The sequence below is a fragment of the Oxalicibacterium sp. genome (genome assembly GCF_035565035.1).
GTDB lineage: Bacteria > Pseudomonadota > Gammaproteobacteria > Burkholderiales > Burkholderiaceae_D > Oxalicibacterium.
In genome coordinates this window covers 102,241-122,010 of record NZ_DATMTD010000098.1, presented here as the reverse complement: position 1 = coordinate 122,010, position 19,770 = coordinate 102,241, and the positions used below count along the sequence as shown (strand labels likewise).

Sequence of the window (19,770 nt, the reverse complement as noted above, 5' to 3'; positions counted from 1 at the left end):
GTTTTTCCTTTTTTATTTTCCGATCGTGGAATATATCTTTTCCGCTCAGGCGACTGCCTCGTCTATCTGCTCCCGCTTTAGATATCCGCAATCGAAATTAAAATTCGACTTATCGCTGGCATCAGCTTTTTTTTGGCTATAGAGAATAACTGAGCGCCATGCGCAAGCCGTAATGCGATCGTCCGGCGCAAATGATTCTCGACCATAGGTGTACGCAAGCTGACCGGCGTTCCCCGACTTCCATCTTGTCTGATGTACTACCAACGGCTGCGCAAACCGCCCAGCAACGCCAGGTTGCGCTGGGCTGAGTTGTACTCGGCTTGCACGTCGACAAACAGCTCAACGCCTTGCCCCACCCGGCCCGAGGCGCCCAGCCCAAGAATCAGGGTGTCGCGCTTGAGCGCCACGCCCGACACCTGGAACGGCGACGCCGTGGCTGCGCCCTGAAACTGCGCCGTCATCGGTGTGTTGAGGTCGCCAAACTCATGCGCCCAGATCACACGCGGCTCCAGGTGGAGGTTTCCTGCTTCAAAGCTGGCCTTGGCGCCGAGCAGGGATTGGCTGGAGTTGACGGTTTGCCCGGCCACTTGCAGGTTGAGGGCGCCGGCGCCGGTTTCGGTAAAGCCATCGGTCTTGTTTCGGCTGAATGCCAGGCCAGCCAGCGGCTGCAAGGTCCAGCCATTCATGGGCAGGTTGTAAGTTGCCTCGCCATAGGCCGACAGTGTGTTGCTGTCAAAGTCCGAACTGGCCGTGCGGTTGATCGCGCCAATCATGACTGCACGGTCCATCTGGTTGCTGGCCCAGGCGGCACTGGCCGAGCCTTGGAAGGCCCACGGGCCGCTGGCATAGCTGCCGTACAGGGCGATGGCGCTGGCGCGTGACTTGCCGCTGTCGGTGTTGTCAAAGCCCAGGCGGGCGGTGCCGCTGCTCAGGGCTGCACCGAAGACGAGGCCGTCGCGCACCTCTGCATCAAAGCCTGCGCTCAGGCTGGTGCTGCGCAGATCGCTGGCTGTCGCATTGCCGTCGCTTTTGGTGTCTTGGTAACCCCCCCTGCCGCGCAGCCAGAAACCGCGTCCCTGGGCGCTTGAGGCGGAAGGCAAAGCCGTGCCGGAGGCCAGTGAGAATTTCTGCGGCGAGTCAGACAAGGGCGCCATCAGGTCGGACACAGAGTCGTTGGCGGCCAGCAGGATAGGGCGGCCTGCGAAAGCGCCCACTTGTGTGCTGCTTGCGCCGCCGACAGCGCCCAGGCGGGCCTGCAACTGGCGGCCCAGGCCTGCCGCAAAGCTGGCACCCGCGTTGCGCAAAGCCACCAGTCCGGCGCCGCTGGCCGAGTCATAGGCGGCGCGTGCCTGCTCGGCAGACAGGCCGGTCAGGGCGGTTTGCACCACACTCATGTCGCCTGTGGCGCCACCGTTCGCATTCTGCAAGGCAGTGGACGTGGCGATCTGGTTGGGGGTGATGGCCACGGTGCTGAAGCTGGTGCTGTTGCGCGCCAGGCTCAGGAAGACGTTGTTCGCGTCGTAGGCCAGTGTGGGGGTGAGGAAGGCGAGGTTGGAGGTGACCCCGGCAAAGTTGCCGGTACGCCCACCCGCTGCGTTGAGGATGGTGTAAGTCGTGTTGGCCGCATAGGTTCCGGCGCCGGCCTGCACATCGACCGTGCCGCCGTTGAGGGTGGCAATGCCGGTGACGTTGGTGCGGTCGTTGTTGCCGGCGGCATCGACTTCCATGCGGTAGATCGAGCCTGCGGCGAAGTTCAGGTTGCCGTTCACTGTCAAGGTTCCGATGGAATTGCCAGGTGCCAGCAAGCCGCCCGAAGTGATCGATGTGCTGCCAACGGTACCGCTACCCCCCAGGGTGCCGCCGCTGTTGACAGTTACTGCCGAGTTGGCAATCGAGCCGTTGACCGACAGGGTGCCGCCGCTGATGGTGGTGGCGCCGGTGTAGGTGTTAGCGCCGGTCAGGATGGTGGTGCCAGCGTAGTGTTTGAGCGTCCCGGCACCGGTGATGCGGGTGCCAAAGGTATAGGCAGTATCGGTGTGGTTGAAATTCAGGCTGGCGGTGCCCGCACCGAATCGCACCTCGCTGCCCGCAATGGTGCCTGCGGCCTGCGCGGCGCTGCCGACCGCGGCGCCGATGTTCAGCACGCCGGTAGAACCGGGGTTGACAGCGAGCTCGATCAGGCCGACGCCGCCGACGCCGGAGGAAACATGTCCGCCGTCCGACACGGTCAATGTGCCGGTACCATAGAGGCCGATACGCAACCCACCCTCGCTCGCCCACATGGAGCCCGCGCCAGTCACCGTGGCATTGCCGACACCACTACCGTTGCCGCCGAGGAACCCCGTCAAGGTATTGCGGACCGCACCGCCGTTCGACACGGTCAGTGTTCCGGTGCCTGATTGGCCGACATAGAGGGACTCCGCTGACGTCCACGTGGAGCCTGCGCCAGTCACCGTTGCATTGCCGGTTGAGCCTCCCCCTGCAGCGATGTATCCACGGTCGCTACTGACCTGACCGCCGTTAGAGACGGTCAGTGTTCCGGTGCCGTCGTTCCCGACAAAGAGGATAAGGCTGCTCGTCCAGGTGGAGCCTGTGCCGGTCACGGTGGCATTGCCTGTGTGGCCAAAGAAAGTGCCAATGTACCCACGGACATTGCTGACCTGTCCGCCGCTCTCAACCGTCAACGTCCCATTGCTTAACAGAAGATCGCCGCCGAGGTTCCACGGACTGCCATGGGTGCCCGAAACAGTTACGACATCATCGTTTTCAATGACGGTCTGTGCGCCGACCGAAGAGCAAGCGATGCTCGCGGCCAGCGCCACGACCGAACCACTGCGCTTGCCGCAGGCCCGGGTGATTTCCGACACGGCGACCCAGGCGCCCAAGGCTGCGTTCCAGATGCTGCGGTGTGAGGTGTTCATGGCGTCAATAGGGGGAAGGTGGTAGATGGTTTGCTAGCAAATAGATAGCTGCTTGCGCTGATGGGATATGGGCTGGAGGCCGATTTGGCTGTTAAATTCGGACGCTGGAACCTCTGCGGGCCTGCCAGTGCGTGCACCAGCCGGCCTGCACGGCCAAGCTGCGCCCGGGCGGCTTGTGTGCCGCCGGCACATGGCCAACGAAACGCCGCATGACGCGGGCTTTGGCGCGGTGGCAGAAGCTGCCGGCCGGCGCTGTATGGCTGAAAGTGCTGGTGCGATAGTGAGCGCCCGTGGGCGCGCGTGATCCTCATGGCGAGGCCCCCGTGTTTTTTTTTGTTGTAGGTAAGCGGCGCCGTCGTCACCTGCGCTGCAGTGACCGCACTATGCCGATTGGCGCAAGATCACGGAACCCCCTAAAAAGGGGGAAATTCAAACAAAGGTTTTATTTTTTGCGGCTGACGGACAAAGAAATGTCCGTAGAACTCAGCTCGCCTTGCCCAGCCAAAGCGCCATCAGCGACGCCCGATTGTTCACGCCAAACTTCCGGTAGATGGAGGTGACATGTTCGTGGGTGGTGTGAAAGCTCTGGCCCAGGCCGGCGGCGATCTGCTTTTCTGCCTGGCCGCCGAGCAGGCCTTGCAACACGTTGCGCTCGCCCGACGTCAGCGGTGTGGCGGCCACCAGCAGGCCGTGGCCCAGCAACTGGTTGCGGTGAAACCATTTGAGTCCGCGCAACGCGACTGCGGCGGTGTCGCGTTCGGCCTCGGTGAAACGGGGTTGGCCGTCACCGCGATACAGGCCAAAGTAGACCTCGGCATCATCATTGACCGGGCAACCCGCCCAGATGGCGTCCGAATGGCCCAGGTCGGCGTAAAAGTTCCGGTAGTAACCCGATTCAAACCAGTCCTCGGACACCAGGTCGATCAGGCGGTTGACCCGAAACCCACCAGCCAGTTGCACGTTGCGCACGGTGGTGATGTCAATGTCGCCCTCTTCGAGCATGCGGGTCTGCTCTTTAGCGCCAGCCTGCAAACGCGCAAAAGGGTGAAGATGCTCGACTAGGCGCGGCCGCCAGCCATTGACCGGGTCCTGTGGCCCAGTCTGCGGCATGCGCACGGCACACACCCAGCTGGCATTTTGCGCATTCACCAGCGCGCAAAGTTCGCGCAAGAGGTGCTTGAGCGCCAAGTCCTGCTGGGTGGCTTCAAAACCCGCCATTTGGTCCCATAGGGCGTAGATACGTTCAGCTTGGTCGTCAGATTGCATGCGCGGGATTCTAGAGCTTGGGGAGCCAGGGCTGCGATGAATCGAAGGGGAAAGGCGTCTACTTTTGGGTCGAACGCAGCCGTTTTTTGGTTAAAAAGAGGTTGAAAAACAGTTGGCAGTGCCGAAAATCTTGGTTAAATAAATCAATGACTTACGCTATCTGTAGATAGGTCATCTGTTACGTTTTCCTAGGTCGTCTGTCTAAATATCGTAAGTCAAACGTCACGGAATATTGAGCTTGCCCCTATTCGACGTATCCCATACCTTTCAACAATATGCGGGGCATTGTACGGTACGAGGTGGTTCCATTGCAGCCAAGCCGTTCTCGAAAATTTTCAGCCCAAAAGCGGAAATTGTGCAACAGGCTGTTACACATGTATGTGCATTGCAGATCATTGTGGCGGCCGTCGTTCGGCGTTGGACCGTTTATGTCCCCGGATTTAAGCTTCCTCGGTCTCCAATGTGCAACAGCCTGTTGCACTCAAAGAAAACGCTGGCAGTTTCACTTCATTCCACGACTTTGATTTTTGGTGAAAATTTGGTGAAAAAATGATCTAATTTTTGCCTTATGATGCTCCTTGTTGCAGGTGCCTTCCTAAAAGGCTTTTCTTATAAATCAAAAAGTTACGTAATTTATCGGCCATATTTGATTGCTTTAAGGCGGCCTCCGAAGCCAAGGGTCGCTGGTTCGATTCCAGCCAGCCGCACCAATAATCAAATATCTGGATGTTTTTCGGCGACGTCCAAAGTGTTTTGGCCGCCGACGCATGTCACATGCGCAACAGCCAATCAGGATGCCGCCGGTATCGTCAAACCTCTGGCCACGGCAGGTCGGGCAAGGAAAGCATCCAGCACCCGCTGCACTTCCGTGAAATCGTCAAAGCCCACGAGATCGCGTGCGCCATAAAAACCGACCAGGTTGCGTACCCACGGAAAAATCGCGATATCGGCAATGCCGTATTCCTGTCCCATGATCCAGCTGCGTCCGGTCAGACGCTGATTCAATACACGTAGCAATCGCCTGGATTCGGCGGCATAGCGGTCACGCGGACGCTTGTCTTCGTAATCCTTCCCTGCAAATTTGTGGAAGAAACCCACCTGCCCGAACATCGGCCCGATGCCGCCCATCTGGAACATGATCCACTGAAGCGTTTCATATCGGCCTGCTGCATCTTTCGGCATGAACTTGCCGGTCTTTTCCGCCAGATAAATGAGAATGGCACCGGATTCGAACAAGGGAAGCGGCCTGCCATCCGGGCCGTCTGGATCGATGATGGCCGGAATCTTGTTGTTCGGATTGAGCGAGAGGAACGCAGGCGAATTCTGGTCATTGCTATCGAAGCTCACCAGGTGAGGTTCGTAAGGCAATCCTGTTTCCTCCAGCATGATCGATACCTTGACGCCATTGGGTGTGGGTAGCGAATAGAGTTGAAGTCGCTCGGGATGCCGGGCAGGCCATTTTTGCGTGATGGAAAAATCGGACAGTGAAACGCCAGGTTCAGTTTTCATGGCTAGCCTTGTTTGCGTGCACGGCGCAAGCCGTAACAGTGAGTTGATCGATGAGCGAAACATGAATCATCGCGTAACTCTACCGCAGGCGCTGGAAAACTGCGGCCATCGATGACGACCGGAAAGGATCCGTTCCAATTTTTTCCTGTTCGCGTCAATCCGCGCGTGAGGCGTCATCGCGATTACCGATTTACCGATGTTTTAATAAATGTCGCATGCACGTTTAAAAGCTTGTGGTTCAAGCGTCGTCACTCTTCCTGAAAAAAGCATTCAGCTCGGCTCCCGGGACGCTGCTGTCGAATCCATCGAACCGTCCATCCTGTGCGATGGCGCGAGCGGTACGCATGAAACCGCCCCATGCAGCGCGGGCCAGCCCGCCACCGACGCTGACGCGTCGTACGCCGAGTGCTGCAATATCCTGCAAGGTGAGTTCTGAATTCGACCCGATGAGGAGGTTCACCGGTTTCGGCGCAACAGCGTTGACGACTGCAGCAATTTCTTCGCGCGTGCGAATTCCGGGCGCGTACAGGCAATCTGCGCCGGCGGCGGCGTAGGCCTGCAGTCTGGCGATCGTGTCCGGCAAGTCCGGACGGCCTACGAAGAAATTTTCAGCGCGTCCGATCAGCAGCGTGTCGGTATGCGATTCGTCGATCGCGCGACGTGCGGCGCGCATCCGTTCGACTGCCGTATCGATAGCGAAAAGCGGCGATGCGTCATCGCCTGTTGCATCCTCGATCGACAGTCCGGCCACCCCGGTCGCCACGACGAGCCGCACATTGTCGGCCACACCTTGCGCATCGGCGGCAAAACCGTTGCCGAAATCGGCATTGACCGGCAGATCGGTAGCGGCAACGATGTCGCGAAGATGGGCCAGCGTGGTCTCCAGCGGAATGTCACCATCGGCATGGCCGAGCGACCATGCGAATCCCGAACTGGTCGTCGCCAGTGCCTTGAAGCCGAGACCCTGCAGCAAACGCGCACTGCCGGCATCCCACGGATTCGGCAAGACGAAGCAGCCTTGTTCATGCAGGTTGCGGAACAGCGCACGTTTTTCTGTGATGGATTTTGTCATGGGGGTTTTGCGTCGATTGCGATTCGGATCACTGCAATGTAAAACTCTGCTGCATCACCTTTTGCGAATCCAGTCCGATCTGGATGTTGAATTCACCTGCTTCCGCCACATGCTGTAATTGCGCGTTGAAGAATTTGAGCTTGTCTTCATCGATCGCGAAACGGACAACCTGTTCTTCGCCAGCCTTCAACATGATCTTGCGGAAATCCTTCAACTCCTTGACCGGACGTACGACCGATGCTGCAACGTCCTGGATATACAGCTGGACGACGGTCGCACCGTCACGAGCGCCCGTGTTTTTCACCGTCACGCTGGCTTCGATCTTGCCGCCTCTTGCCATCGTCGGACTCGACAGGCTGACATTTGACAGCGAGAAATCGGTATAGCTCAGGCCGTAACCGAACGGATAAAGCGGGCCGTTCGGTTCCTCGAAATACTGCGATGTGTAATTGCCGGGTTTGCCTTCGGTGTAAGGGCGACCGATGCGCAGATGGTTGTAATAGACCGGAATCTGCCCGACCGAGCGCGGGAACGAAATAGGTAATTTGCCGGACGGATTGTAGTCACCGAACAGCACATCCGAAATCGCATTGCCGCCTTCCGTGCCGGTGTACCAGGTTTCAAGTATCGCGTCGGCGTTGTCGCGTTCCCAGTTCAATGCCAGCGGACGGCCGTTCATCAACACCAGCACCAGCGGTTTGCCGGTGGCTTTCAACGCCTTCAACAGGGCCAGTTGATTGGCGGGCAGGTCGAGGCTGGTGCGGCTGGACGATTCGTGCGACATGCCGCGCGCTTCACCCACTGCAGCGATGACGACGTCCGATTGCTTCGCTGCCTTGACGGCTTCGGCAATCATGGCGGCAGGCGAGCGCTTATCCTGCGTGACTTCAGGCGTATCCCAGTTGAGGAAATTCAGGTACTCGACGATGTGCCTGTCTTCCGTGATGTTGGCGCCGCGTGCATGGATCAGGCGCGCCTTGTTGCCGAGTGCATTGCGCAATCCCTGATAAAGCGTGACCGATTGCTTGGCAACGCCACCGGCGGACCAGCTGCCCATCATGTCGATAGGCGCATCCGAGAGCGGACCGATCAATGCGATGGTGCCGGCTTTTTTCAGCGGCAGGGTTTGCTTGCGGTTTTCCAGCAGGACGATGGATTTGCGTGCGACGTCGCGTGCCGCATCGCGGTGCAGGCGGCTGTCCGCATTGACTTCCACCGGATCGTCGACGGCATTGCCGATACGGAGATACGGGTTGTGGAACAGGCCCATATCGTATTTCGCACCGAGGATTTCACGCACGGCGTTGTCGATTTCCTGAATGCTGACTTCACCGGATTTGACCAGATCCGGCAATTCGCGATCGTAGACCTGGTCGGCCATGCTCATGTCGATTCCGGCCTTGATCGCAAGCCTGGCCGCTTCGCGTTCGTCTTTCGCCACGCCATGCTTGAGCAGTTCGGTGATCGCGCCGTGGTCGCTGACGGTCACGCCCTTGAAGCCCCAGTCCTTGCGCAACAAATCCTGCATCAGCCAGACGTTCGAGGTGGCCGGTACGCCGTTGATTGAATTGAGTGCGACCATGACGGCCCCGGTACCGGCGTCCACCGCGGCGCGATACGGCGGAAGATAATCGTCGTACATGCGCATCGGACTCATGTTGACGACGTTGTAGTCGCGTCCGCCTTCGACGGCACCGTACAGCGCGAAGTGCTTGACGCTGGCCATCACACGATCAGCCGCGATCGGCAGGGTCGGGCCCTGAAATGCACGAACCGATGCCTTTGCGATCTGCGAAACGAGATAAGGATCTTCACCGAAACCTTCCGATGTGCGTCCCCACCGCGGATCGTGCGTGATGTCGACCATCGGAGCAAACGTCATGTCGATGCCGTCCGAGCTGGCTTCCATTGCGGAAGTGCGCGCACTTAATGCAATCGCATCCAGGTCCCAGCTGGATGCCTGCGCCAGACTGATCGGGAAGATAGTGCGCAATCCATGCACCACGTCATAGGCGAAAAACAGCGGGATCTTCATGCGGCTGTTCCGGACGGCGGCGTCCTGCAGCGGCCGGTTGTCGGCGCGCGTGACGGTGTTGAACATGCCGCCAATGCGGCCTTCGGCGATTTCCTTCAACAATTTCGGTTGCGGCATATCCGCGCCGATGCTGATCAGGCGCAGCTGGCCGATTTTTTCCTCGAGCGTCATTTGCCGCATCACGTCTGCGATGAAGGCCGGCTTGTCGTTGAGCAGTGCGGGATTGATGTCGGCACGCGCCACAGGACCGGCAAAGCCGGTGAACACGACCACGGCCAGCAGGTAGAACGTCTTCAATGAAGGGCGCTTCGGGCGGAAAATGGGAAAGAAATTTGCGGTACCGTATTTGTTGTCGTGATTGGCTGGCACTGTTGATCCGTTCGTTCAAATGTAAGGGCGAAAAGATGTTTCCGTTCAAGCGAAACATCTGCGCGATTGCCGGAAGATCGCATCCCGCGCTGCATGGGATCGAAACAATGGCAGGAAAGTTGCAAGTTGTCTGCATGCGGAAGCACGCATCATCACCGGATTTACGCTCTGGTCGCTATGATATTCTGTTCGGCTTTCTGCGAAGATACAAGCGCATGGCGTGATTCCAGCGTGCAAGCCTTCGACATCATGTGCAATATTTCTTGCGCATGGCTTTTGAAAAATAATGCAACCAAGGCGCTGAATGCCCGTCAGAGCACTGTTGAACAGTTGCCGCATCCTGCCGGTTTTTTGGAGAGATTTGTGATTTTTACCGAATTCAGCAGTTCTGCACGTCAAAGAACATTAACTGTTTCCCTTTTTCTGATCGCTGTTTCCGCATTGCTTGCATCGGTCCAGGCGCAGGCGTTTTCGCTCGACGACGTCACCGCCAGGGCTAAGGCCTTGATGCAGAAGCCGTACATTGCGCCCGTCAGCAATCTGCCGCCGGTCTTCAGTCAGATGCAGTTTGCCGATTATCAGAAAATCCAGCCGCGTCGTGACAAGTTCGAATGGCGCGATCAGGACACGCCGTTCAAGCTGGCTTTTTATCATCAGGGCATGCAATTCAACACGCCGGTAAAGATCAGCGAAATCGTCGGCAACAACGTGCAGGAAATCAAATACGATCCGCAGGATTTCGACTTCGGCAATCTGTCATTCGACAGCAAGGTCACCAGCAAGCTCGGCTATGCGGGATTCCGTGTGCTGTATCCGATCAATCGCGCAGGCAAGGAAGACGAGATCATGAGCGTGCTCGGCGCCAGCTATTTCCGCGTGATCGGCAAGGACCAGATCTACGGATTGTCCGCGCGCGGGCTGGCGATCGATACGGCGCTGCCGAGCGGAGAGATCTTCCCGCGCTTTACCGAGTTCTGGATCAAGCGTCCTGCGCCGCAGGACAAGCAGCTGACGATCTACGCGCTGCTCGATTCTCCGCGCGCGACCGGCGCCTATCAATTCATTCTCAAGCCCGGTGCCGATTCGGTGGTCGATGTGCAGGCGCGCGTATTCTTGCGTGATCAGGTCAACAAGCTCGGCATCGCACCGCTGACCAGCATGTTCCTGTTCGGCCCCAACCAGCAAGTGAACAAACGGAATTATCGTTCCGCGATCCACGATTCGAACGGACTGGCGATTCATGCCGGTAATGGCGAGTGGTTGTGGCGACCGCTCAACAATCCGCAGAACCTGACTGTCAGCACATTCCAGATCGAGAACCCGAAAGGGTTCGGCCTGCTGCAACGCGGTCGCGAATTCTCGCGCTTCGAGGACCTGAAAGATCGTTACGACCTGCGTCCTAGCGCATGGATAGAACCGCAGGGCAACTGGGGCAAGGGCAAGGTCGAACTGGTCGAAATCCCGACGGCCGACGAAACGAACGACAATATCGTTGCCTTCTGGACGCCCGATGAACAGCCGCGCAAAGGCGTGCCGTTGAAGGTCGACTATCGCATGCACTGGACCATGGATGAGCCGGCCCTGCATGACAAGGACACGGCGTGGGTCAAGCAGACGTTTCATACCGCAGGCGAACAGACACAAGCCAATCTGATCCGGCACTTCGATGGCAGTACGGCATTGATGGTGGATTTTGAAGGCCCGGCTCTGGCAAACCTGCCGGGCAATGCGTCGGTGGGATCGCAAGTCAGCGTCGGCGACAACGCTGAGTTGATCGACAGCGTGCTGCAGCCGAATCCGGTTATCAAGGGATACCGGCTGACCATGCGGGTAAAGATCAAGGATCCGCAGAAAGCAGTCGAAATGCGTGCAGCATTGGTCAGCGATGGCAAGACCTTGAGCGAAACCTGGAGCTATCAGTTGCCGCCACATTCGGGCGCATACGCGACGTATTGATCAGCAGGAAGTCATCGCGTTTAGTTTGTTCGCTTAATGGAAAAAGGGCCGGAGAAATTCTCCGGCCCTTTTTAATTTTTTATTGCGTTACGCCGGCATTGAAATTTCCGACAATGTTGCGCCAACTGTTTCGATGTCCGCACTCTCGACGGCAAAATCTCCGAGGGCAACGATGCCGACCAGACGCTTGTTCGCGTTGAGAACGGGCAGTCGCCGGATCTGGTGATCACTCATGATGCGCGCGGCGGCTTCCAGCGAATCCGTTTCGTAGGCCCACACGATGCCGTCGGACATGACGTCGCGCACTTTGGTGGTCGGCGATTTACCTTCCGCGATGCCGCGAATAATGATGTCACGATCGGAGATTGCGCCGATCATGCGATCGTTTTCGCCGACCGGCATCATGCCGAAATCGCCGTCGCGCATCTGTTCCGCGGCTTCCATGAGCGTGGCGTCCGGGCTGATGACCTGCACATCGGTGTTCATCACTTCCTTCAAGGTTTGCATCACGACTCCTTTACAACCGGGTTTGTTTATGCGAACAGGGGATGAAAAGTCGGCGGCTAGCGCGACAGCGCTTTCTCCAGTTGCGACTTGTTCATCTTCGAGCGTCCTTCGATGCCCTTGTGGCGTGCTTCGTTGTAGAGCTGTTCGTAAGTGCGGCCGGCGGCACCGCTGTGCGAACGCTGGCCGCCGCGTTTCGACGGCGACATGTCATGCGTTGACGTACGGCTCGTTTCCTTCGCTTCGCCGTGTTGCGCGCGTTCCTTGTTCACCGTGCGTGCGGCAATTTCTTCCGCACGCCCCGCGCTTTTTCCGCGGCTGCGAACGCTTTCCTTGATGTGCTGGTACTGGCGTTCGCGCTTGTTACTCCATTTTCCTTGTGGCATGACGTTCTCCTTCGATGTGCCGTTCCTTGTTACGGCAAGGAAGGGTGGCTCAACCGACATTGCGCTTGCCGCGCGGATGTTCGGATGTCTGCCAGTCGAGACTGCGATAGTCGGGACCGCCTGCGGTGCGATAACCATTGTTGAACTGTGCACCGCCGGTGCGGCCGGAGTTCGACGAGCGGCTTCGTTTGGATTGATCATTGCGTTTGCGTGCGTCCATTTCGGTTCCTCTTCAGTGCTGAAGTAGATGGAAGATGAAGTGATGCTGCGATGTTCGGTTGTTGCGTGCAGCGTGAACAAAAAGTCTACGCTTTGGACAATGGCCGACATGTAGGATTTTTTTGTGATGTCGTGTCAGAAAACAAAGCGGATTTGCGGGCAGGTATTGCGATTGATTGTCCGTTGGCACTTCCCGGGCGCAGTCTGGTCAGACAGGTTTGATCATGGAGGTTCTGATGGGCATACAACAACCGACGCCGCCGGAAATTCCGGTCGTTCCGCAGCCGCAACCGAAAATCGCTCCCTACGAAGTGCCGCAGCCGGAAATCCCGCCGCCATCGCCTGAGCCTTCGATTCCTCCCGGGCCGGAAGGGCCGGAAATTGTGCCGGAGCATTCACCGCCGGAAGCGCTGCCATTGCCGCCTGAACACGTCTAACAGGCATTAAGTGAATACAAACTAACTTGAATTTGTTGTTTTAAAGCATAGTTTCGGACAAGAGAAACACTTCATGCGATAATGCGAATCATTATCAATTAAGCGTGATCGGTTCTCATATGTTGTTGCGTTGGAATACCTTGCGTCTCCCTGTAACGGCGCTCCACTTTGTTTTATTTGGCCTTTTTGCCACAGCCGCAGGTTCGTTGGTTTATGCACAAGAAGTTGTGTCCACAGAAAATGTTCTGCCAGCGATCAATGTCAGTGGTGCGACTGATATCGACTATGGTTTTACAGCACAGAAGGCGGTCTCTAGTACCAAATCAGATAAACCTCTCTTCGAAACGCCACAATCGATCAGCGTATTGACACGTGAATTGCTTGATTCACGTCAGGTGACTACGTTAAACGAAGCGATTCAAACGACGGCAGGCGTGTCATCAGGCGGTTTCGGCCGACGTGGCTGGGACGACTTCTCGATTCGGGGGCAACGTGCTTCGGAGTCCATTTATGTTGATGGTCTAAAGCTTGGGCAGTCGAACTGGATTGCACAGGAAGTGTATGGCGTTGAACGCATCGAAATCGTGAAAGGTCCGGCATCGATTAATTTTGGACAGATGCAGCCCGGAGGTATTGTCAATATGGTCAGTAAGCGTCCGCGGCAGGAGGCCTTTAATGAGGTAGGGTTTTCAGTAGGCAGTTACGGATACAGGCAAGGGACATTCGACTTCGGGCGTCCGCTGCAATCGGAGAATGGCAAGGCGGCTTTCCGAATCAACGGCATGGCGTCAGATTCGGACGATCCAACCGATTTTGTCTATTTCAAGAATCGGTATATTGCGCCATCGCTATCCCTGGATTTTGGGCCACGGACCGATTTCACGATTTTGACTGCCTTCGACAAACGCGAATACATACGTCAGCAAGGGTTGCCGACAAAAGGCACCTTGCAAGCCAACCCCAACGGAAAACTTGATCGTGATCTGTTTATTGGTGATCCGGGGATTGGTCCCTACGAAGCGGAACAGGCATCGATTGGCTATTCGCTGACACACCGTTTTGACTCTGGTTGGAAGTTGCAACAGAATTTCCGCTGGCAACAGATCGATATGATTGGCCGCGCGGTATTCGTCAGAGGGGCATTGCAAAACAATACAACTCAACCGCGTAGTGTGACGTTCCAGGACGTGCAGGGAAACAACTACGGACTTGATACGAATGTTGAAAAGGCATATGACATTGGTGGCTTGCGTCATACGGTCATGGTGGGTTTGGATTTGAATCGGGATGAATTGCGCAATGGAAGCAACTCCTGCAATATCGCTTCACTGAACATCTACAACCCTGTATATAACCTTCCTTATACCTGCAACAATCCGATGTCGATGGAAACCACAACGGTTTCCTACGCGGCACTGTATTTGCGTGACCAGATCAAAATCAACGATCGCCTGAGCGTGAATCTGGCACTCCGCCATGACCGCGTCAACACGAAGACCGTCGATAATCGCAACGGCGATAGGCAGAATGAAGACAGCAGCGCAAACACCGGTAATGTCGCACTCATGTATCAGGTAACGCAGAATATCGCCCCTTACATCAGTTACGCGACATCCTTCCTCCCGATTACGGGCACTGATTTCTTCGGCACACAATTCAAACCGGAAGAAGGTGAGCAATCGGAAATCGGCGTCAAGTTCCAATCCGATGATAAGCGGTTGAATGCGAGTCTCGCCTATTACGACCTTACTCGGCAAAATGTGACGGTGGCTGATCCTGATCCGACGCATCCGAATTCCAGTGTGCAGATCGGTGAACAGCGCAGCAAAGGCTATGAAGCCGAGATTACCGCTGATTTGCGGAATGGATGGAGTTTGCAAGGCGCGTTGTCGCTTGTCGATGCGGAAATTACCGACGACACGACAGCAAGCAATATCGGCAAACGCTTGCAGAACGTGCCTCGCCGTACTGCCAGTGCATGGGCGAATTATCGTTTTCGTGATGGCGTGCTAAGCGGGTGGGGTGCCGGTTTGGGCGTGCGTCATGAAAGTTCGAAGACCGGACCCGCCGTCAGCTTTTCTGTCCCTGGTTATACCGTTGCAGATGCCAATGTCAGTTATCAGGGAGCGGGTTATCGCGTCATGCTGAACGTGAAGAATCTGTTCGACAAAGATTACTACGCTGGCACGTTGAATAATTTTGTCGTGCCGCTCGGCGATCCGCGTACTGTCATGCTAAAAGCCGTGTTTGACTTTTAACATGCTCTGATGGCCGCTTCCCGCCGCACGCTTGTCATTCTGTACGCCTTGCATTCATGGGCGGGAATTGTCACGGGACTTTTGCTGTTCGTGGTCTGTTTTTCCGGTTCCGTGATGGTGTTCAAGAACGAGATTGATCTGTGGGCAAATCCTTCATTGAAGAATTTGCCTCATGTGGCGCACCCGGCCGGACCTGACGCAGTTCTTGCCAGTTTGCATGCGCGTTATCCCGATCTCAAAGCCGAGGGCATGCTTCCACCGGATGACGTCAATTCGGCATGGTTCGTTTTTGCCAAACCATCAGACAGCCAATTGCGTGTGAAAATTGCTGCGCGTCCGGACAACGGTGAGGTCATCGGTCCGGTGGATAGCGAACTGGGGCAATTCTTTCGCATGCTGCATGTTTTCCTGTTCTTCGGTCCACGCTGGATTGTGGGCTTTCTTGGCGTGGCAATGTTTTTCTTGATCGTCTCCGGATTCGTCATTCATCGCAAGATCATCAAGGAATTATTCACTGTTCGCTGGCGCAAGAGCTTTCGTTTGACAACCTCTGATTTGCACAAAAGCGTTGGTATTTGGGCATTGGGATTCCATTTAATGATTGCGTTCACTGGCGCATGGCTTGGACTGACGCCTGTATTCGAGCGCGCGTATGCCTACGTCATTGGCAATACCAAGACGGAGGTTATGCAAAAAACGCGTGTGAAGACCGCCGTTCAGGTGCCATCGCAATCGATCGACCGGTTACTGGTGAATGCCGCGCAGGATTTGCCGGACTTGCGCGTGAAACGGATTGCATTACGTCCTGCAGAACAGGGAAGTGCGGTGTCCTTTTACGGACCGCTTGATGGACTTTTATTCAGCAACGCACACGTTACTTATCAGGCAGGAAAATTAAAGGAAAAGAACGATCCGCGCCTGAGCGGCTTCTGGAGTCAATTCAACGGTTTGATGGAGCCGTTGCACTTCGGTGATTACGGCGGGCTGGTACTGAAGTGGCTTTATTTTCTGATTGGCTTGAGTCCTGCGCTACTTTCTCTGAGTGGAACCTTGTTGTGGATTGAACGACGAAAATTGAAACAACGCCAGCGCGGCAATGCCCGCAATGTCATACAGGGAAAACAGAAGCATGTTTGAACGCAGCATGATCGGTTTGCACGTGACTTTCGCCGCGGTATTTGCGCTACTGGCATGTGCCGCCATTTGGTGGGGAGTTGATTTCGAGTTATTGTCGGCGCGCAACGGCCATGCAGCCTGGTGGTTTCTTGGTATCTGGTTATTACTGAGCCTGGCAATTGCTTTCATTCCCCCGAGTATCGTTACCGTATGGCGCACGGGTTTGTTTTTCTGTATGGCGGTACTGGTCTTGGTTGTCATTGCCGGTATTCGGCAAAATTCGCCGCTCGCCATGGATATGGCAGTGGCGTTGATGGTTATCGCAGCACCGATCATGTTTGTCACACAGAAGTTGCGTGCTCAGCCTGCAAAGTCGGTCAGAAATACAGCGCCTGTGCTTGCACCTCCGATGGCCAGACAAAAAATAAACTGGAGTCGCCGATTATGCTGGTGTGTACTTGCCTTGTGCATGCTGGAAGCATTCCGGCTTGGGCAGGTTAGCAGCAATTTGCTCAAGGGAGTCGGTAGCGCAGGCATGCTCCTAAGTTTTTTCGTGATGCTGCCGGCCTTGTCTGTGTCGACCTGGTTTCCACGAATAGCCAGTGCTTGCTGGTTTTTGGCGGCGGCATTGTTGATCGCCATGGCTTGGTATTCGTCTAGTATCAGTAGCGCACTTGGTGTCGCCCCAGTTGTAATTTGTGTAGTTCTTCTATGGCGCACGAAGCCGCAGGACATCAGTAAAAGCGAGTTGCCACAATGATTCTTCTTTCCTTGAGCATGACATTGTTCAGTTGCTTCTGGATCAGTTGCTGGTATGCGGATGCCAATGCACGTACGATTGATCAGGCGCAGTTGCCGGAAATCGTACGACGGCATGGCAAACGTATTGCGATGATGGGCGCTATCGCACAGTTGGTTCTTTCAGCAATGTTGATTGGTACGGCAACAGGGCCGTTACTGGTCGCCGTGGCATGGATGACGATGGGGAATCTGTTCGTTCTTTGCATCAATGCCTGGCCGAAACAGGTATCCCGCTGGGGATTTGCGCTGGGGATAGTCGGTGCAATCGGATTAATGTTCGCGTGATATATCGTGAGCCGATTGCCTGCAGGAATAAAATGAATCGGAACGTCGCTCCGATTCATTTTGCATATCAGGCAGCGACGCGCGACGCAATGTGCGCCAGCGCTTCTTCCACCTGATCGACCAGGATCAGGCAAAGGTCGCCGGATTGCAATGTATTCAATGCAGTATCGATGGCGAGAAATTCGCCCTGAATTTCATTGATCGACTGCGTGCGTTTTGCCTTCGACAATCCTTCGCGCAACAATCTCACCACTTCGCCGTCGGCGCGTCCGCGCTGACATTGATCTTCATACAGGATGACATCGTCGAATACGTCGCCGAGGATTTCGGTCTGGCGACGGATATCGTCGTCACGTCGATCGCCGGCGCCGCTGATGACGACGAGACGACGCTTCGATGACATGGCTTCGACTGCGCTGGTCAGTGCCTGGATCGCATCCGGGTTGTGACCGTAGTCGGCGATGACGGTCGCGCCGCGATGGTTGAACAGGTTGAAGCGGCCGGGTGTCGTGTCTGCGCCGTTCTGGAATGTGCGCAAGCCTTCGAGCGTGATGTTCCAGTCAAGGCCGAGACCCCATGCCGCGCCGATGGCAGCCATGGCGTTTTCCACCTGGAAGCCGACCGCGCCGTTGTGCGTGATCGGAATCTCGGCGACAGGAATGCGATGTTCCGACTTGCCTTCCGCCGCGACGATGTCGCCGCCGTCCAGATAGACGACACGCTTGCCTTGTGCGCGATGCGCGGCCAGCACAGCCTGGCTCGCATCTTTTGCGAAGAAGATGATGCCGCCCGGGCAGCTTGCCGCCATATTGGAAACCATCTTGTCGGCGGCGTTCAGCACGGCAAAACCGTTCGGCGCGACGTTCTGCACAATGACGCGTTTGACGACGGCGAGGTCTTCCACGGTGGAGATGTAGTTCAGCCCGAGATGGTCGCCGACGCCGATGTTGGTGACGACAGCGACGTTGCAGCGATCGAACGCGATGCCTTCACGCAGAATACCGCCGCGCGCGGTTTCGAAGACCGCGGCATCGACGTCCGGATGCTGCAGCACATTGCGTGCGCTGCGCGGACCGCTGCAGTCGCCGGTATCGATACGCTCGTTTTCGATGTAGACGCCGTCGGTGGTGGTCATGCCGACGCGGTATTTGTTGGTGCGCAGGATGTGCGCGATCAGGCGTACCGTCGTGGTCTTGCCGTTGGTGCCGGCAACCGCGACAACCGGAATGCGGCCGTCGTCGCCTTCCGTGAACATGCTGGAGACGATCGCTTCGCCGACCGGGCGGCCCTTGCCGAACGATGGCTTGATGTGCATGCGCAGACCCGGCGCTGCGTTGACTTCGACCACGCCGCCGCCTTGTTCTTCCAGTGTCTGGATCACGTTTTCGCAAACCAGATCGACGCCGCAAATGTCGAGACCGATCATCTGTGCGGCTTCGACCACGCGTGCCGCCAGTTGCGGATGCACGTCATCGGTAACATCGGTCGCCGTGCCGCCCGTGCTGAGGTTGGCATTGTCGCGCAGCAGAACCGGTGTGCCCTTGGCAGGGACGCTGTCGAGCGTGTAATTCTTTTTCGCCAGTGTCGCCAGCGTGATGCTGTCGACGCGAATCTTGGTCAATGGCGTAGCATGACCATCACCGCGCAGTGGATCGAGATTGACCTGTTCGATCAACTGCGCAATCGTGTGTTCGCCATCGCCGATGACGGCGGGTGGCGAACGGCGGGCGGCGGCGATCAATTGCTTGCCGACGACCAGCAAGCGATAGTCCTGTCCCGGCAGGTAGCGTTCGATGACCACATCGTCACAGATCTTGAACGCGACGTCGAACGCGGTTCTGACCTCGTCTTCCGTCTTCATGTTGACGGCGACGCCTTTGCCCTGATTGCCGTCGCGCGGCTTGATGACGACCGGTGCACCGATTTCCTGCGCGGCTGCCCAGGCGTCGTCGGCAGTCGATACCGAACGGCCGTCCGGTACCGGCACGCCGGCGGCGGCCAGCATCTGCTTGGTCATTTCCTTGTCTTGCGCGATGGATTCCGAGATGGCGCTGGTAAAGCCCGTTTCGGCAGCCTGAATGCGGCGCTGCTTGCTGCCCCAGCCGAACTGGACCATGCTGCCTTCGGTCATGCGGCGATACGGAATGCCGCGGGCGACGGCGGCATCGACGATGTTGCCGGTGCTCGGTCCGAGACGGATGTCTTCATCCAGCGAACGCAGTTTTGCCAGCGCTTCGGCCAGATTGAACAGGCGGTCGTCGACGGCGGCGATGCACAATTCCATTGCCAGATCGAATGCCAGACGGCCGACCTGTTCTTCCGTGTATTCGACGACGACCTGGAAAATGCCGTGTTCGATGGTGCGGATTGCGCGGCAGAAGGTGACCGGGCAACCGGCCTGCGCCTGCAGTCCCAGTGCGGCAGCGGCCAGCACGTGGGCGATGGACATACGGCCTTCGTCGCGCGTGACATCGAGAAACTTGATTTTCGGGAACAGCGCGCGCACGCGATTTTCAAAGCCGGTCATCGCGCCGATGTCGTGCTCGATGTCGCTGCACGACACGATGGCTTCGAGTGACGTGTGCCGACTCCAGAGATTGGGGCCGCGCAGCGCGCGGACGCGAGAGATTTCCATC

16 protein-coding genes are annotated in these 19,770 nt (G+C 56.9%); 7 read left to right on the top strand and 9 right to left on the bottom strand.

Annotated features, from left to right (window positions below; genetic code table 11):
- Positions 1 to 257: 257 nt before the first annotated feature.
- A complete protein-coding gene (locus VN114_RS09525; protein WP_325514262.1) occupies positions 258 to 2,921 on the bottom strand; it encodes an autotransporter domain-containing protein in 2,664 nt (887 codons plus the stop codon).
- Between the two features lie 483 nt (positions 2,922 to 3,404).
- On the bottom strand, positions 3,405 to 4,187 hold the full coding sequence (locus VN114_RS09520) for a helix-turn-helix transcriptional regulator (RefSeq protein ID WP_325514260.1): 783 nt from the start codon (positions 4,185 to 4,187) through the stop codon (positions 3,405 to 3,407).
- A gap of 238 nt (positions 4,188 to 4,425) precedes the next feature.
- Here VN114_RS09520 and VN114_RS09515 point away from each other — a divergent pair, with 238 nt between their 5' ends.
- Positions 4,426 to 4,740, top strand: a complete 315-nt coding sequence (locus VN114_RS09515; RefSeq protein WP_325514258.1) for a hypothetical protein — start codon at positions 4,426 to 4,428, stop codon at positions 4,738 to 4,740.
- Between the two features lie 236 nt (positions 4,741 to 4,976).
- On the opposite strand, the gene VN114_RS09510 is transcribed toward VN114_RS09515, so the two are convergent.
- The 3 genes from VN114_RS09510 to bglX all read right to left on the bottom strand — a co-directional run bounded on the left by VN114_RS09510 (position 4,977) and on the right by bglX (position 9,070).
- Positions 4,977 to 5,696 carry a glutathione S-transferase N-terminal domain-containing protein gene (locus VN114_RS09510; protein ID WP_325514256.1) on the bottom strand — a complete coding sequence of 240 codons (720 nt, stop codon included), beginning with the start codon at positions 5,694 to 5,696 and terminating at the stop codon, positions 4,977 to 4,979.
- 238 nt (positions 5,697 to 5,934) lie between these two features.
- Positions 5,935 to 6,768 (bottom strand): isocitrate lyase/phosphoenolpyruvate mutase family protein, encoded by an 834-nt coding sequence (locus VN114_RS09505; RefSeq protein WP_325514254.1) that lies wholly within the window; start codon positions 6,766 to 6,768, stop codon positions 5,935 to 5,937.
- Positions 6,769 to 6,796: 28 nt separating this feature from the next.
- The gene (gene bglX / locus VN114_RS09500) at positions 6,797 to 9,070 is read right to left on the bottom strand and encodes a beta-glucosidase BglX (protein ID WP_325514272.1); all 2,274 of its coding nucleotides are present in this window, start codon (positions 9,068 to 9,070) and stop codon (positions 6,797 to 6,799) included.
- Positions 9,071 to 9,595: 525 nt separating this feature from the next.
- Here bglX and VN114_RS09495 point away from each other — a divergent pair.
- Complete coding sequence (locus VN114_RS09495; RefSeq protein ID WP_325514271.1) at positions 9,596 to 11,128, top strand: glucan biosynthesis protein G; 1,533 nt, start codon at positions 9,596 to 9,598, stop codon at positions 11,126 to 11,128.
- An 87-nt stretch (positions 11,129 to 11,215) separates the two neighbouring features.
- Here VN114_RS09495 and VN114_RS09490 read toward each other — a convergent pair whose 3' ends face one another.
- The 3 genes from VN114_RS09490 to VN114_RS09480 are packed head-to-tail and all read right to left on the bottom strand — an operon-like array spanning position 11,216 to position 12,238.
- Positions 11,216 to 11,635, bottom strand: coding sequence for a CBS domain-containing protein (locus tag VN114_RS09490; RefSeq protein ID WP_325514252.1), 420 nt, complete (start codon positions 11,633 to 11,635; stop codon positions 11,216 to 11,218).
- A 56-nt stretch (positions 11,636 to 11,691) separates the two neighbouring features.
- Entirely contained in the window at positions 11,692 to 12,018 is a 327-nt protein-coding gene (locus tag VN114_RS09485) for a plasmid stabilization protein (RefSeq protein ID WP_325514250.1), read from the bottom strand.
- A gap of 49 nt (positions 12,019 to 12,067) precedes the next feature.
- Complete coding sequence (locus VN114_RS09480; RefSeq protein ID WP_325514248.1) at positions 12,068 to 12,238, bottom strand: hypothetical protein; 171 nt, start codon at positions 12,236 to 12,238, stop codon at positions 12,068 to 12,070.
- A gap of 235 nt (positions 12,239 to 12,473) precedes the next feature.
- Here VN114_RS09480 and VN114_RS09475 point away from each other — a divergent pair, with 235 nt between their 5' ends.
- The 5 genes from VN114_RS09475 to VN114_RS09455 all read left to right on the top strand — a co-directional run bounded on the left by VN114_RS09475 (position 12,474) and on the right by VN114_RS09455 (position 17,134).
- Positions 12,474 to 12,674 carry a hypothetical protein gene (locus VN114_RS09475; protein WP_325514246.1) on the top strand — a complete coding sequence of 67 codons (201 nt, stop codon included), beginning with the start codon at positions 12,474 to 12,476 and terminating at the stop codon, positions 12,672 to 12,674.
- Positions 12,675 to 12,778: 104 nt separating this feature from the next.
- On the top strand, positions 12,779 to 14,932 hold the full coding sequence (locus VN114_RS09470) for a TonB-dependent siderophore receptor (protein ID WP_325514244.1): 2,154 nt from the start codon (positions 12,779 to 12,781) through the stop codon (positions 14,930 to 14,932).
- A gap of 9 nt (positions 14,933 to 14,941) precedes the next feature.
- Entirely contained in the window at positions 14,942 to 16,069 is a 1,128-nt protein-coding gene (locus VN114_RS09465; protein ID WP_325514242.1) for a PepSY-associated TM helix domain-containing protein, read from the top strand.
- Entirely contained in the window at positions 16,062 to 16,808 is a 747-nt protein-coding gene (locus VN114_RS09460) for a hypothetical protein (protein ID WP_325514240.1), read from the top strand. Before VN114_RS09465 ends, VN114_RS09460 begins: the two co-directional genes overlap by 8 nt.
- Positions 16,805 to 17,134 carry a hypothetical protein gene (locus tag VN114_RS09455; RefSeq protein ID WP_325514238.1) on the top strand — a complete coding sequence of 110 codons (330 nt, stop codon included), beginning with the start codon at positions 16,805 to 16,807 and terminating at the stop codon, positions 17,132 to 17,134. The genes VN114_RS09460 and VN114_RS09455 overlap by 4 nt, the downstream gene beginning before the upstream one ends.
- 67 nt (positions 17,135 to 17,201) lie before the next feature.
- Here VN114_RS09455 and cphA read toward each other — a convergent pair whose 3' ends face one another.
- Positions 17,202 to 19,769 carry a cyanophycin synthetase gene (gene cphA, locus VN114_RS09450; RefSeq protein ID WP_325514236.1) on the bottom strand — a complete coding sequence of 856 codons (2,568 nt, stop codon included), beginning with the start codon at positions 19,767 to 19,769 and terminating at the stop codon, positions 17,202 to 17,204.
- Position 19,770 lies beyond the last annotated feature (1 nt).

Excerpts from the sequence above, each read along its gene's own strand:
- VN114_RS09525 (WP_325514262.1), bottom strand. The coding sequence starts at position 2,921 with ATGAACACCTCACACCGCAGCATCTGGAACGCAGCCTTGGGCGCCTGG.
- VN114_RS09520 (WP_325514260.1), bottom strand. The coding sequence starts at position 4,187 with ATGCAATCTGACGACCAAGCTGAACGTATCTACGCCCTATGGGACCAA.
- VN114_RS09510 (WP_325514256.1), bottom strand. The coding sequence starts at position 5,696 with ATGAAAACTGAACCTGGCGTTTCACTGTCCGATTTTTCCATCACGCAA.
- VN114_RS09505 (WP_325514254.1), bottom strand. The coding sequence starts at position 6,768 with ATGACAAAATCCATCACAGAAAAACGTGCGCTGTTCCGCAACCTGCAT.
- VN114_RS09490 (WP_325514252.1), bottom strand. The coding sequence starts at position 11,635 with ATGCAAACCTTGAAGGAAGTGATGAACACCGATGTGCAGGTCATCAGC.
- VN114_RS09485 (WP_325514250.1), bottom strand. The coding sequence starts at position 12,018 with ATGCCACAAGGAAAATGGAGTAACAAGCGCGAACGCCAGTACCAGCAC.
- VN114_RS09480 (WP_325514248.1), bottom strand. The coding sequence starts at position 12,238 with ATGGACGCACGCAAACGCAATGATCAATCCAAACGAAGCCGCTCGTCG.
- VN114_RS09475 (WP_325514246.1), top strand. The coding sequence starts at position 12,474 with ATGGGCATACAACAACCGACGCCGCCGGAAATTCCGGTCGTTCCGCAG.
- VN114_RS09465 (WP_325514242.1), top strand. The coding sequence starts at position 14,942 with ATGGCCGCTTCCCGCCGCACGCTTGTCATTCTGTACGCCTTGCATTCA.
- VN114_RS09460 (WP_325514240.1), top strand. The coding sequence starts at position 16,062 with ATGTTTGAACGCAGCATGATCGGTTTGCACGTGACTTTCGCCGCGGTA.
- VN114_RS09455 (WP_325514238.1), top strand. The coding sequence starts at position 16,805 with ATGATTCTTCTTTCCTTGAGCATGACATTGTTCAGTTGCTTCTGGATC.
- cphA (WP_325514236.1), bottom strand. The coding sequence starts at position 19,769 with ATGGAAATCTCTCGCGTCCGCGCGCTGCGCGGCCCCAATCTCTGGAGT.